Consider the following 13,028-nt stretch of genomic DNA (forward strand, 5'->3'; position numbering starts at 1 on the left):
GTATGTGCCTTCGGAACAGGTCCTTTCCGAGCTGAAATCCCACTGAACGGCAGCCGCTGCATAGCGACGCGACAGGCGGCGGGAACTTATGAGTGCAAGGAGGGACGCATGAGAGCATGCTATTGGTTGAGGGCTTTTGTTGTGATGGCGGCAGGACTCCTGATCGCCGCCGCTCCTGTTCGGGTCGACAGCGTCTCTGCTGCGGAGGGCGCGGTCTCCCCGGCTGCAAAAGAGTTTCTCCGCACCCTGGGGAATTCGATCTCCGAGGCCGCGGAGGTGGCAAAACCGTCGGTGGTGAATATATCCACCACCACGACGGTCAGTATGGAGCAGCACCCCTTCGGCGAGTTCTTCGACAACCCCCTCTTCAAGAAATTTTTCGGTGACGAGTTCGGCCAGCCTGGCCAGCAGAAGAAGTTCAAATCCGCGGCGCTCGGCTCGGGCGTCATCATATCGAGCGACGGCTACATCCTCACGAACAATCATGTGGTCGAGAACGCGGACGAGATCATCGTCACCCTCGGCAACAAGAAGGAGTTCAAGGGCAAGGTGATCGGCACCGATCCGCCGTCCGAGATCGCGGTGATCAAGATCGACGCGAAAGACCTCCCGGCCATAAAGGTCGGCAGGTCGCGCGACCTCAGGGCGGGCGATGTGGTCATCGCGATCGGCAATCCCTTCGGCCTGAACCAGACCATCACCATGGGTATCGTGAGCGCGGTCGGAAGAGCGGATATCGGCATATCCGACTATGAGGACTACATCCAGACGGACGCGGCCATAAACCCCGGGAATTCCGGAGGCGCGCTCGTCAACTACAACGGCGAGCTCGTCGGGATCAATACCGCCATATTCTCGACCCTTGGCGGCAATATCGGCATCGGCTTCGCCATTTCGTCCGAAATGGCCAACAGGGTGGCGCAGAGCATCCTCAAGCACGGGAGGGTCATCCGCGGCTGGCTCGGCGTCTCGATACAGGACCTGACCCCCGAGCTCGCCCAGTCCTTCGGTATCAAAGAGGAGAAGGGCGCGCTGGTGACCGAGGTGCTCGAGAACAGCCCTGCCGAGCGGGCGGGCTTCAGGCGGGGAGATCTCATCGTGTCGTACGGCGGCAAGGCCGTGGAGAACGGAACGGCGCTCAAGAATATGGTGGCGAATACGGCGCCGGGAACGACCGTGCCGCTGACGGTCCGGAGAGAGGGAAAGACCGAGACGATTACGGCGACGATCGGTGAGCTCCCGGCTGCGACCGCGAAGAAGGGGCCCGAACGCCCCAAGGCCGAAGAGCAGGCGCTGCGGGGAGTAGAGGTGCAGGAGCTCACTCCTGCGGTGAGAGAGCGCCTCGATATTGCGAAGGGCATCAAGGGAGTGGTCGTAGCCAAGGTCGATCCCGGGAGCCCGGCGCGGGGCGTCCTTGCCCCGGGCGATGTCATCGTCGAGGTGAACCGCACTCCCGTAGCGAGCGTGAAGGAGTACCGGCAGATCGTCTCGAAGGCGGGCGCCGGCGAGAATATACTCCTGCTCGTCAACCGTAAGGGCAGATATCTCTACGTGACGGTCACGAAGTAGCGGCTGCCGTACAGAAGAGGGAGGGAGGCAGGCCTCTCTCCCTTGTTTTTTGAGGCTGCTACGCCGTCTTCCGCCCCTCGAAATTCCTGATGAACTGCTCCACCTGTACGCCGAGATAGACGCACTTGATATTGTTCATGCAGTCGTCGGCATCCTTTTTTTCGAGATGGGTCGTCAGCGTATCAGGCCCCTTTTTGAACGTGATGATCCATGCGTTCTTGCCCTCGTCAAAGCCGAGCCCCATAGAGATGCCGTGCTTCTCGATCTCCGGGTACATCTCGAGAATCTTGTTTTCGAGCGCCACCTGCGTGTATCCCATCGCCGCCTCCTCTCCTGTCCATGTATTGTATAACCGTACCCTATCGCACGAGGGGGCTATTGTCAAGGCGCCGCCGGTCTGCTAGAATAAGGCAGGAGGTTTCGAACAATCGCCGCTCTATACGGAGACATAGCAGGCCTCAAGAAGCACTTTCTCCATGCCCTCGAGAGGATTTACCGCAGGAAGGTTCCCGCAGATACCCTCGTCACCCACGAGCTCGGCCGCTATCTCGCCCAGCTTTCTTCAGAGCTCGGTAGGCAGCTAGGCGTTCTCGCGGCCCGGAACGGAACGATCACCCATGTGATCGTCGGCGATGCCCACCGCGTCTTCATTCCCAATCTCGATGATTTCCCCCTCGGACGGAAGGCGCTGCGGGGGCTCCGGTTCATTCATACCCATCTGAAAGACGAGCCGCTCAACAACGAGGACATCACCGACCTCTCGCTGCTGCGGTTCGATATGATCGCCGCAATCAGTATACGGGAGGGGCTGCCCCACACGCTCTATGCCGCCTATCTCATGCCCTACGGCTCGGAACGGAAGTACGAGCTCATCACCGCCGACTTCTACCGGTTCGAACTCGATTTCGGCGATTTTGTCCGTTCCCTCGAAGACGAGATGGACCGGTCGCGGGTCTTCGACCGCAGGGACCAGCGGGAGCGGGCTATCCTCATCAGCGCCTCCACCCGGACGAAGTACGATATGGAAGATTCCATGGACGAGCTGCGGGAGCTCGCCAAATCGAGCGACGTCCTCGTCCTCGATACGGTCATCCAGCGGTTGAAGGAAGTGAATCCGAAGTACCTCCTCGGCGAGGGGAAGCTGCAGGAGATCATCGTGCATGCCATGGACAAGGGGGCGACCCTGCTCATCTTCGACCAGGACCTGAACCCCTCCCAGATGAGGGCGATCGCCGAGGCGACGGAGCTCAAGGTCATCGACCGTTCGCAGCTCATCCTCGACCTCTTCGCCCGCCGGGCCCACAGCCGCGAAGGCAAGGTGCAGGTGGAGCTGGCGCAGCTGAAGTACGCGCTGCCCCGCCTCACCGGCAAGGGGACCGCCATGTCCCGCCTCATGGGCGGCATCGGCGGAAGGGGACCGGGAGAGATGAAGCTCGAGATCGACCGCCGGCGTATCCGCGACCGCATTACCCGGCTCGAGCAGGAGATGAAGACCATAGAAGAGGCGCGGCGGCAGCGGAAGCGGCGGAGGGCGGGGAGCAGTATCCCGATCGTCTCGATCGTCGGCTATACCAACGCCGGCAAGTCCACCCTGCTCAACACCCTGACGCGCAGCACGACGATCGTCGAGGACAAGATGTTCGCTACGCTCGACACCGCGAGCAGGCGCCTGCGGTTCCCGAAAGAGCGGGAGATCATCATTACCGATACCGTGGGCTTCATTCGCGACCTCCCCAAAGACCTCCTCGCCGCGTTCAAGGCGACGCTCGAGGAGCTGGAAGATGCCGATCTCCTGCTCCATGTCGTCGACATCTCGAACGAGCGCTTCGAGCAGCATATCGCCTCGGTAGAAGCTATCCTGAAAGAGCTCAATCTCCTGAGCAAGCCGCGGCTCATGGTCTTCAACAAGACCGACAAGATCCCTCGCGAACAGGTCGGGTTCGTGCTCTCCCGCTACGGCCGCGATGCCGTTGCCGTCTCCGCCGTCAATCCCGATACGCTCGGTCCGCTCCTCAATGCCATCGAATACCGCCTCTGGGAATCCCAGAAAGTTGAGGACTTTTCAGAGCCGTTAAAGGTATAATACGTCCTATGGAATTTTCGCCGAAGTGGATAGCCTGGGAAATAACCCGGCGCTGCAACCTCCGCTGCGTTCACTGCCGCTCCTCTTCGACCATGGAGGTCGAGGGGCATCCCGACTTCCCGACCGAAGAGGCCTTCAGGCTCCTCGACGATATCGCGAGCTATGCCAAGCCCGTGATGGTCCTGTCGGGCGGCGAGCCGCTCCTCAGGAAGGATGTCTTCGATATCGCCCGGTACGGCACCGACAAAGGCCTCAGGATGTGCCTCGCCACGAACGGCACGCTGGTGACCGACGAGGTGTGCGAGAAGATAAAGGCGGCGGGCATCAGGATCGTCTCGATGAGCCTCGACGGCTCCACGGCCGCGGTGCACGACGATTTCAGGAACGAGAAGGGCGCCTTCGACGGCACGGTCAATGCGGCGAAGCTCTTCAAGAAGCACGGCATAGAGTTCATCATAAACTCCTCTTTCACCAGGCGGAACCAGGAAGAGATCCCCCGGGTCTATACGCTCGCGAAGGAGCTCGGGGCGACGGCGTGGTACATGTTCATGATCGTCCCCACCGGCAGGGGCGAGGACATCATGAGCGAGCTGATCTCGAAGGAGGATTACGAAGAGATCCTCGACTGGCACTACCGGATGGAGAAAGACGAGCACGACCTGCTGGTGCGCCCCACCTGTGCGCCCCACTATTACCGGGTGGTGCTCCAGAAGGCGAAAGAGGAGGGCGAGAAGTTCGAGCGCCGGACCCTGAAGTTCTCGACCGGCGGCGCCAAGGGCTGTCTTGCCGGACAGCTCATCTGCCTCATCGACGTGGACGGCAATGTCCTGCCCTGCAGCTATTTCCCGAAGTCCGCGGGCAACATCAGGCAGCAGTCCTTCAAAGATATCTGGGAGAATTCCGAGCTCTTCAAGGATATGCGCGACTTCAAGAAATACAAGGGCCGCTGCGGTTCCTGCGAATACATCACTGTCTGCGGCGGATGCAGGGCCCGCGCCTATTCGGTGTACGGCGATTACCTGGCCGAAGAGCCTTTCTGCAGTTTCGTTCCCTTTAAGGTCAAGAGAAAAGAACAATCCCAGGCTGCATCATAGATTCCTTTTACTCTCTGGAGGCTGAATGAACGATACCTTTCTCAAGGCGTGCCGTGGCGAAAAAACATCCTACACTCCTGTATGGCTCATGCGACAGGCCGGGAGGTACCTCCCCGAATACCAGAAGGTGCGGGCAAAGGTCGACTTCCTCACCCTCTGCAAGACACCGGAGCTCGCGGCCGAAGTAACGATCCAGCCCATAGAGATACTGAACGCCGATGTGGCGATCCTCTTCTCCGATATCCTCATACCCATCGAGCCGATGGGTATGAAGCTCGAATTCTCAGAGTCCAAAGGCCCGATCCTGTATGATCCCATACGGAATGACGTGGGGGTGTCGAAGCTGCGGACGATCAAGGCGCAGGAGGATGTCCCCTTTGTGATGGAAGCGGTAAAGATACTCGTCAACGCGCTGAAGGTGCCGCTGATCGGTTTTTCCGGAGCCCCTTTCACCCTTGCCACCTATATGGTCGAGGGCGGCAGCTCCAAGAACTTCGTCAATACGAAGAAGATGATGTACCAGGCCCCCGAGCTCTACGGGAAGCTGATGGACAAGATCACCGATACGGTTATCAACTACCTGCAGGCGCAGGTCGATGCGGGGGTCCACGCGATTCAGGTCTTCGACTCCTGGGCGGGTATCCTCTCTCCTTATGACTTCGAGCAGTTTGCTCTGCCCTATGTTCAGAAGATCATCGCAACCTTTAAAGGCAAACTGCCGGTCATCTATTTTGCCTTCAACGGAAGCGCCATGCTGAAGAGCGTGAAGAGATCGGGCGCTGATGTGCTCGGCCTCGACTGGCGCATCACGATGCAGGACGCCCTCGGCGATCTGGGAACCGATGTGGCGGTCCAGGGCAACCTCGACCCCGTGACCCTCTTCGGGACCAAGGAGCTCATCAAGGACCGGGTCGCGAAGATCCTCGAAGGCGCCCGGGGAGCGAAAGGGCATGTCTTCAACCTGGGCCACGGCATCCTTCCGGAAACACCGGTGGATAACGCCGTCGCCATGGTCCGTATGGTCCACGAGCTGAGCGCACGCTAGGGGGCCGGCATGGTCAACCTCGGGGTGCTCGCCTCAGGCAGGGGATCGAATTTTCAATCGATCATCGATGAGATCGAAGCGGGAAGGCTCCCCGCCTCGATCAAGCTCCTGGCAGTCGATAGCCGTGATGCCTATGCGGTCGAGCGGGCGAGGAAGCACGGCATCGAGCATCTCTTCATCGATCCGAAAGAGTTCCCTTCGAAGGATGCCTTTTTCGCGCATGTCGCGGAAGAGCTGAAGAAGCGTCAGGTCGAGCTGGTCATCCTGGCAGGGTTCATGCGCATTGTCCGTAAGCCGCTGATCGAGGCCTTTCGCAACCGCATCATGAACATACACCCCGCGCTCCTCCCCTCGTTCCCCGGCCTCCACGGACAGAAGCAGGCTGCAGAGTACGGGGTCAGGATCAGCGGCTGCACCGTGCACTTCGTCGACGAGGGTATGGATACGGGCCCGATCATCATACAGGCAGCCGTACCGGCAGCGCCGGACGATACCGAAGAGGCCCTCGCCGCCCGCATCCTGAAGCTCGAGCACCGGATATTTCCCGAAGCCATCCGGCTTTATGCGGAGGGGCGGCTGCGTGTCGAGGGCAGGATCGTGAAGATCGCCGGCTACGAGCTCAGAGACGAGTATATCATCAATCCGCCGCTTTCTTCTTAAACCGAACAGGAGCGATTCGTGCGAATCTCCGGCGGGAGCGCAAAGGGCAGAAAGATAGGGTTCAAGCGGGCCTTTCTCAGGAAAGGCGAAGCGGAGGAGCTGCGGCCCACCTCGGCAAAGGTGCGGGAGGCGATCTTCAATATCCTCGGAAGCAGAACTCCCGATGCCGCCTTCCTCGACCTTTATGCAGGGACCGGGGCGATCGGTATCGAAGCCCTGAGCAGGGGCGCCCGCCAGGCGGTCTTTGTCGAAGAGAGCGCGGCACGGGTCAAGATCATCAGGGAGCTGGTCGAGCGGTTCGGCTTCGGCGATCGGGCGGTAGTGGTAAAGGAGCGGGCCGACCTCTTCGTGAAGAGGACCGATATGGTTTTCGATGTCGTATTCATCGATCCTCCCTATGCTTCCGGCGAGCTCGAGACTATTCTCCCGCTTATCGACCGGAGGGATGTGGTGAGTCCGGGCGGCGTCGTTGTCGCGGAGCATGCCACCCGGAGGGCCATGCCTTCGTGTTTCGGCTCCCTGGAGCTGAGAAAGCGGTATAAATACGGAGACACCTCGCTGAGCGTTTATGATAAGGAAGAGGGCGGCGGTGAGACCGCGTAAGGTCATGGAGGGGAGAGTGCACAACCGAAAGGAGCGCCTATGAAGCTGGCAATTTATCCCGGTACGTTCGATCCCGTGACCAACGGGCATCTCGACCTCGTCGAGAGGGGCTTGCGTATCTTCGACGAGCTCGTCATCGCCGTTGCTCCCAACCCTAAGAAGCAGCCGCTGTTCTCTCTCGAAGAGCGGCTGGCGCTGATACGGGAATCGGTGCTCGCCCGCGGCTATAACAATCTGAAAGTAGAGCCTTTCGGAGGCCTTCTCGTCGATTATGTCCGCGAAAAAGGCGGCGTCGCCATCATCAGGGGATTGCGTGCGATATCGGACTTCGAGTACGAGATGCAGATGGCCTTGATGAACAGGCGCATGGCGATGAAGATCGAGACGGTCTTCATGATGCCGTCGGAAGAGTTCTCCTATCTCACTTCGACGATCGTGAAAGAGGTTGTCTCGCTCGGCGGCTCGGTCAAGGGGCTCGTTCCCGACATCGCCGAGGAGGCGATGAGAAGGAAGCTCGGAATCGGCACGTAATCGGCTCGTTGCCTTCCTTCGAGAGATATTCTGAACACTCCGTGCTGAGTTGCCTATAGCGGCACGCTGCCCCTGAAGCTCCCTCCGTTTTCTGATAGAATTTAAAAAGGTGACATATCTGCTTGCAGGGAGGCGTTTATGGGAAAGGAAGCACTCTTGGTCATCGACATGCTCAATGATTTTGTCCGTGAAGGCGCTCCTCTCGAAGTGCCCGAGACGCGCCGCATCATCCCTGCGGTTCAGAGAGAGATCGCAGCGGCGAGAAGAGAGGGCAGTCCGGTCATGTATGTCTGCGATACCCATGCGCCCGACGACCGGGAGTTTTCGAAGTTCGGATGGCCGCCGCATGCTGTCAAAGGGACCGGGGGAGCCCGTGTCATCGAGGAGGTGAGCCCGCGGGAGGGTGATTTCATAATCGAAAAGACGACCTACTCGGGATTCTACCGGACAAAACTGGAAGAGACGCTCCAGGGGCTCGGCGTCGATGCCCTGAGACTCACGGGCTGTGTCACCCACATCTGTATCCTGTTCACTGCTTCCGATGCAGTGCTGCGGGACTACCGGGTGGCGGTGCCTGCCGATGCGGTGGCAGGACTCGCCAGGGAGGACCACGAGGCTGCCCTGAGGATTATGCGAACTGTATTGGGGGTCTCGGTTATTGCGGCTGAGCCTGCCGAAGCCGCTCGGCCGTAACGGGCCGGGCTAACGAGCGCGCAAGCTCTCGAGATCCTTCTTCTTGATCTTCCCGATGCGCAGGGCGAGCTCTGCCGTCTCATCGAGCAGCGTTCCGATCTCATCGAGCCCGTTGGTCCAGAACTGCCGGTCCGCGATATCGATGCCGAGCCGCCCGAAGATGTTCCTCGGAGAATCGGAGAGCCCTGACGACAGGAACTCCTTCACCTTGCCGATGAACGCCGGGTCCTCCTTGACGGCGTGCTGGAGCGCCTTCGAGATCAGCAGCCCGCCCGCATAGGAATAGACGTAGAAGAAGTAGCGGATATGGTTCCAGTAGACCCACCAGTTCTCCGAGCCCGGAGACTGCTCGACATGGGGACCCATGTATGCAGCCATATGCTTCCGGAACAGCGCCCCGATCTCCTCCTTTGCGAGATATCCCTTCTTCCTGAACTCCCGGTGGAGCTCCCCTTCGAAACGGTAGCAGGCTGCCTGGCGGAAGATGGTCGAGACATCGTCGTTCAGCTTTTTCATCATGATCGCGAGACGCAGCTCATCGCCGGCCTTCCTGAGGATCTCCTGGAGCACGAAGTCTTCCATGAAGGTGCTCGCGACCTCGGCAGTCGAGGTCGGGGTCCCGAAATTGAGCGCATTCTGCCTTTTCTTGATGAGCTCGTTGTTGATACCGTGCCCGAGCTCATGGGCGAGCGTCAGCACATCGTCCAGCTTGTCGGTGTGGTTCAGGAGGATATACGTCGGCTGGGTGATGAGGTGGTGTGCACAGAAGGCGCCGCTCCCTTTCCCCTTTCGGGGGTAGGCGTCGAAGCGGCCTTTGGTTACGAAGCTGTCGAGAATTTCGTAGAACTCGCTGTCGAGCGCTCTGAAGACCCTGCCGACGAGCTGCAGGGACTCTTTAAACGGATACTTTTTCGTAATGGCGCCGTACTCGACATTCCGCTCGTGGTACTTCAGCTGTTTGACTCCCCTGAGGCGCGCCTTCAACCCGTAGTACCGCGTCGCGATATCGAACCTGCCCGCCACCGACTCGATCAGCGTATCGACCACCTCGCTCTCGATGTCATCGCTGATATGGCGGGAGAGGTCGGGGCGGGGAATACCCCGCAGCTCGTCATCCGTCTTCTTGCTGGCGAGCACGGAATTGATCTCGGCCTCGGCAACGTCGGCGTAGGCGGCAACGATGCCGTTCAGCGCCCTTGCCGCCGCTGTGCGTACCCGCCGGTCTTTGCTGCTCGAGAGGCTCAGTATCTCCGAAAAATTCTGCGGCCTTTTTGAGCCGTCCTCCAGGGGCAGCACCCGCTCCTCCTTCGCCAGGAACCCCGCGGTCATCCTCACCCAGTTGGAGTAGGAGGTGGGGGCCTTGAGCCTCAGCACCTTTTCCTCCGCCTCGCTCAGCAGATACTTCGCTTCCGCAAAGAGACGGGCGAGAAAGTGGCGGTAAGCGCCCAAGCCGGGATAGTCGAGAAATTTCTTCTGGTCCCGCTCGGGGACCTTGCTGACCCGCAGGGTGAAGAACTGGATATCGTTGAGTATCGTATGGCTGAAGTCTTCGATCTTGTTGTACTTGGCCTTCAGTTCGGGGCTGTTCATATCCTGCTGCGTCCTGAGCCAGAAGTAGTACCCCTCGTCGCCGTCGGTACCGCAGGCGCGGGACCACGCTTCGTAGTCATCCAGCGCCTCTTTGAGCACGGCAGGGTCTTTCAGATAGTCCGTGCGGTCTTTCCATTTATCGATGAAGGCATGGCTCCGGCGCTCGACCTCTCGGCGTTTCTCGTCAATGCGGGGGTCGCTATCGTTTGAAAAGAGATCGGTGAGGTCCCATAGTATCTGCTGCTGCTTCTTCGTCGGTGATGGCATCGTAATCGGCTCCCTGAACGATCGGTATCGGTTTATAAATTATAGCTGAACCGGGAGAAAAATGAAGCGGCGGGCCGCTGCGCGCCGGTTGCCCAGTTGCCCGGCTGCCCGGCTGAAAGAGACGGCGAAGTCTGAATTGTTTCATTAAAGTTTCCCCTCGGAACGGCCGATAAGAAAACCACTTATTCCAGGAGGAACGATGAGGAAGACCATCTGCACGCTGCTGCTGCTCTCCAGCGCCTGTCTTGCCGGGTGCGGAACGACTATCCATGGCACGACCCGGAATATCCCGGCTTCTGCAGCTCCTGCCTCTCCTGCTCCTGAGGTATCGACGGCAGCCGCTGCGAAGGGAGAGCCGGGCAAGGCTCCCTGTGAAGCAGCCGTGATCACGGCTGCCCCCGGGCCCGAGGCCCCTGCCGGTAAGGCGGCCGAAGCAGCGGGATCGAAGGACGACAAAAAGGCGGCGCCGGTTGCTGCTGCATCGGCAGCGCCGGCGCCGGCTAAGGAGCCCGCAAAGGACCCTGCGGTGGTACGCCCTTTCCGGAGCTATGGTATCACCATGGACAGCCGGAGCGACTTCCCGGTCTCCTACCGTGCCCCAAGGACGGGAAGGAGCGCAGCGGGCCCTGCGGATGCACTGTCGAATCCGGGCACTGCCGGGAGCTCCGCTCCCCAGAGGTCCTATGAAGTCACCGTCGAGCATACCGCCACCTTCCCGGTCTCCTATAAGGCGAAAGAGAAAGAGCCCGATCCGCCGGCGGCAGCCGCTGCACCCGAGAGCACCCAGAAAAGGTGAGGAGGACTATTCGATCATGAGAAGCACCGCACTTTCTGTCATCTCTGCTGTTTCACTCGTTCTGCTTCCGGCGATGGCGTCCGGCGAGCAGACGGCCGGCCAGCCCAAGGCTGCTCCTATCGAGGTGGTAACCACCCAGTCATCGGTAGGGCACCTGAACGCATCGCTGATATTCCTCGCGGACCAGCTCGAAAGAAACGTGGACAAAAAATATTATGCCAATCCCGTCATCGTCACCTCCTTCGTGAACCTCGATAATGTGAAGAAGACCTCCGGGCTCGGGCGGCTGATTTCCGAGAACCTCATGCACGAGCTCCAGGTCAGGAAGTGGAACGTCATCGACATCAGGCTGGTGAAGGAGGTCGTCATCGACGAGTCGGGTGAATTCTCCCTGAGCCGGGATATCAAGAAGATCAAGGATTCCTATAATATCCGCGGCATTGTGACCGGGACCTACAGCACCGTCGATGACCACATGATCGTCAACGCCCGGGTGATGGACATCGATTCGGGCATCGTCATCTCGACAGGGCAGATGGCGCTCCCCCTCGACGGCATAGAACAGCTGGCGTTCAGCGATATCGGCGCCAAGGCAATAAGGATCAGGAATGAGGCGAAAGAGGTCCCGCAGGCCGAAGAGAAGAAGGCCCAGGACAGGACCGAAGACATAAAGAGAGTCGTCGATGAGGAGTTCAGAAAACGGGACACGAGCGAGCTCAATAAAAAGATCGAGGCCATGATCAAGGCGAACGAGGAGCTCGCCAGGAAGATCGAAGAAGAGAGCGCCAGGATCAGGGAAGAGCAGCAGCAGGCCAAAAAGAAGAAGACCAAGTAACCCATGAACGAGAGCGCCGGTGTGGAGTCAGACCGTGAAGCATAGGCAGGACATCCTCTGGTATGAGGAACGGCAATGATCAGCAGGCTTTTCCTTCTCCTCGCAGGGACCTTTCTCGTCATGAGCGTATCCGGCTGTGTCCGCATAGTAGATAAGGCGAGCTGCTCCGACGAAATCGGCAATATCGCCGCCAGTGCCGCTATCAAGGATGTCTTCAACGAGCTCGCACGGGAGCTCTGCGACGACTCCTGCACCACCGGCGATCCCACCACCGGCGATCCGGCCACCGGAAAAAGGACCTGCAGGGGCGCGACGGTCCTCGTCACCGATTTCGTCGACGTACAATCGTACAAGGCGAAGCGTCCCGGCATCTTCTTCGGTGAGCTCATGAAGAGCAGTCTCAATGAGATGTGCAATTATAAGATCGTTCAGGCCGAGCTCTCCGAATACTTCCACCTTTCGGACCAGGGCCTGACCGCGCTCACCAGGAATCCGCGCGAGGTAAAGAACAGCGAGTACGCGAACGCGGAAACCGTCATCGGCACCTACCACTTCAGCGGCGCCAGGGCCTTCCTCTTCGCCCGCCGCATCAACACCTACACGGGCAAGATCGTAAAGATCGCGAGCAGGGAGATACCCCTGGTCTGCGGCGGAACGGACGCGGTCTACCATGCCCGATAGCAGCGCTGTTCACTATGCCCAGACGGTGAGAAAGACCCTCACCGCGCTCATCCTCCTGGCGCTGCTCGGCTGCAGCGCGAGGGACATCAAGGAGCTGAGCCTCAGGATCTCGGGCGAGGAGTGGACGTCCTATGCCGAGAGCGATCTCTACCGCTATTACTTCAATACAGCTACCGTGGACTACCATACCCCCCGGCACGCAAAGGTCTGGGTCAAATACCTCCCCAAGGATGACGAAGCGAAGATCGCTGTCGTAAGGGAGCTCCAGAAGAGCAGACCGCAGATCGGCATGGCTGACGGATACCAGTTTACCATGGTCCGCCACGATATCGATTGCGTCCACCGCATGATCCGCACCATCACCGTCTTCGACTACACTGCCGATGGCATGACCCGCATGCAGGCGCCGTACGCTTCAGACTGGACCGGCATCCCCGCCGGCTCCGACAAGGACCGCCTCCACCGCGCAGTATGCCCGCCGTCGCTTCCCGTGAAAGGTATCCTGTGATCGACCAACCCGCCCTCCGGGCTTCGGTGCACTGCGGGAACTATTCTCGTCATGATGTTAACTTCAGCTGACA

The 13,028-nt window shown here is 59.6% G+C and carries 14 protein-coding genes; 12 read left to right on the forward strand and 2 right to left on the reverse strand.

Translation table 11 applies throughout. The features are described 5' to 3' along the window. The first annotated feature begins 108 nt into the window (after positions 1 to 108). Entirely contained in the window at positions 109 to 1,569 is a 1,461-nt protein-coding gene (locus AB1805_00395) for a DegQ family serine endoprotease (protein ID MEW5743883.1), read from the forward strand. A gap of 58 nt (positions 1,570 to 1,627) precedes the next feature. Here the strand turns inward: AB1805_00395 and AB1805_00400 are convergent, their stop codons facing one another. Next, entirely contained in the window at positions 1,628 to 1,888 is a 261-nt protein-coding gene (locus tag AB1805_00400; GenBank protein ID MEW5743884.1) for a hypothetical protein, read from the reverse strand. Between the two features lie 300 nt (positions 1,889 to 2,188). Here AB1805_00400 and hflX point away from each other — a divergent pair, with 300 nt between their 5' ends. From hflX to AB1805_00435, 7 genes are all read left to right on the forward strand, one after another. Continuing rightward, positions 2,189 to 3,652 (forward strand): GTPase HflX, encoded by a 1,464-nt coding sequence (hflX, locus tag AB1805_00405; GenBank protein MEW5743885.1) that lies wholly within the window; start codon positions 2,189 to 2,191, stop codon positions 3,650 to 3,652. 8 nt (positions 3,653 to 3,660) lie between these two features. After that, entirely contained in the window at positions 3,661 to 4,746 is a 1,086-nt protein-coding gene (locus tag AB1805_00410) for a radical SAM protein (GenBank protein MEW5743886.1), read from the forward strand. A gap of 25 nt (positions 4,747 to 4,771) precedes the next feature. After that, entirely contained in the window at positions 4,772 to 5,791 is a 1,020-nt protein-coding gene (gene hemE, locus AB1805_00415; GenBank protein MEW5743887.1) for a uroporphyrinogen decarboxylase, read from the forward strand. A gap of 9 nt (positions 5,792 to 5,800) precedes the next feature. Beyond that, the gene (gene purN, locus AB1805_00420) at positions 5,801 to 6,451 is read left to right on the forward strand and encodes a phosphoribosylglycinamide formyltransferase (GenBank protein ID MEW5743888.1); all 651 of its coding nucleotides are present in this window, start codon (positions 5,801 to 5,803) and stop codon (positions 6,449 to 6,451) included. An 18-nt stretch (positions 6,452 to 6,469) separates the two neighbouring features. Then, positions 6,470 to 7,054, forward strand: a complete 585-nt coding sequence (rsmD, locus tag AB1805_00425) for a 16S rRNA (guanine(966)-N(2))-methyltransferase RsmD (protein ID MEW5743889.1) — start codon at positions 6,470 to 6,472, stop codon at positions 7,052 to 7,054. 39 nt (positions 7,055 to 7,093) lie between these two features. Next, positions 7,094 to 7,585: a pantetheine-phosphate adenylyltransferase gene (gene coaD, locus AB1805_00430; protein ID MEW5743890.1), complete on the forward strand. Its 492-nt coding sequence runs from the start codon at positions 7,094 to 7,096 to the stop codon at positions 7,583 to 7,585. A gap of 138 nt (positions 7,586 to 7,723) precedes the next feature. Beyond that, a complete protein-coding gene (locus tag AB1805_00435) occupies positions 7,724 to 8,278 on the forward strand; it encodes an isochorismatase family cysteine hydrolase (protein MEW5743891.1) in 555 nt (184 codons plus the stop codon). Positions 8,279 to 8,287: 9 nt separating this feature from the next. On the opposite strand, the gene AB1805_00440 is transcribed toward AB1805_00435, so the two are convergent. Next, the gene (locus AB1805_00440; GenBank protein ID MEW5743892.1) at positions 8,288 to 10,135 is read right to left on the reverse strand and encodes a M3 family oligoendopeptidase; all 1,848 of its coding nucleotides are present in this window, start codon (positions 10,133 to 10,135) and stop codon (positions 8,288 to 8,290) included. A 199-nt stretch (positions 10,136 to 10,334) separates the two neighbouring features. On the opposite strand from AB1805_00440, the gene AB1805_00445 reads away from it, so the two are divergent. The 4 genes from AB1805_00445 (at position 10,335) to AB1805_00460 (ending at position 12,955) form a co-directional block, all read left to right on the forward strand. Beyond that, positions 10,335 to 10,931, forward strand: coding sequence for a hypothetical protein (locus AB1805_00445; GenBank protein MEW5743893.1), 597 nt, complete (start codon positions 10,335 to 10,337; stop codon positions 10,929 to 10,931). A 16-nt stretch (positions 10,932 to 10,947) separates the two neighbouring features. Then, positions 10,948 to 11,766 carry a FlgO family outer membrane protein gene (locus AB1805_00450; protein MEW5743894.1) on the forward strand — a complete coding sequence of 273 codons (819 nt, stop codon included), beginning with the start codon at positions 10,948 to 10,950 and terminating at the stop codon, positions 11,764 to 11,766. A gap of 75 nt (positions 11,767 to 11,841) precedes the next feature. Beyond that, positions 11,842 to 12,447 carry a FlgO family outer membrane protein gene (locus AB1805_00455; protein ID MEW5743895.1) on the forward strand — a complete coding sequence of 202 codons (606 nt, stop codon included), beginning with the start codon at positions 11,842 to 11,844 and terminating at the stop codon, positions 12,445 to 12,447. After that, positions 12,437 to 12,955: a surface-adhesin E family protein gene (locus tag AB1805_00460; GenBank protein ID MEW5743896.1), complete on the forward strand. Its 519-nt coding sequence runs from the start codon at positions 12,437 to 12,439 to the stop codon at positions 12,953 to 12,955. Before AB1805_00455 ends, AB1805_00460 begins: the two co-directional genes overlap by 11 nt. Positions 12,956 to 13,028: the final 73 nt, after the last annotated feature.

It is taken from the genome of Nitrospirota bacterium, from assembly GCA_040752355.1.
Classification (GTDB): Bacteria; Nitrospirota; Thermodesulfovibrionia; order Thermodesulfovibrionales; family Dissulfurispiraceae; genus JBFMCP01.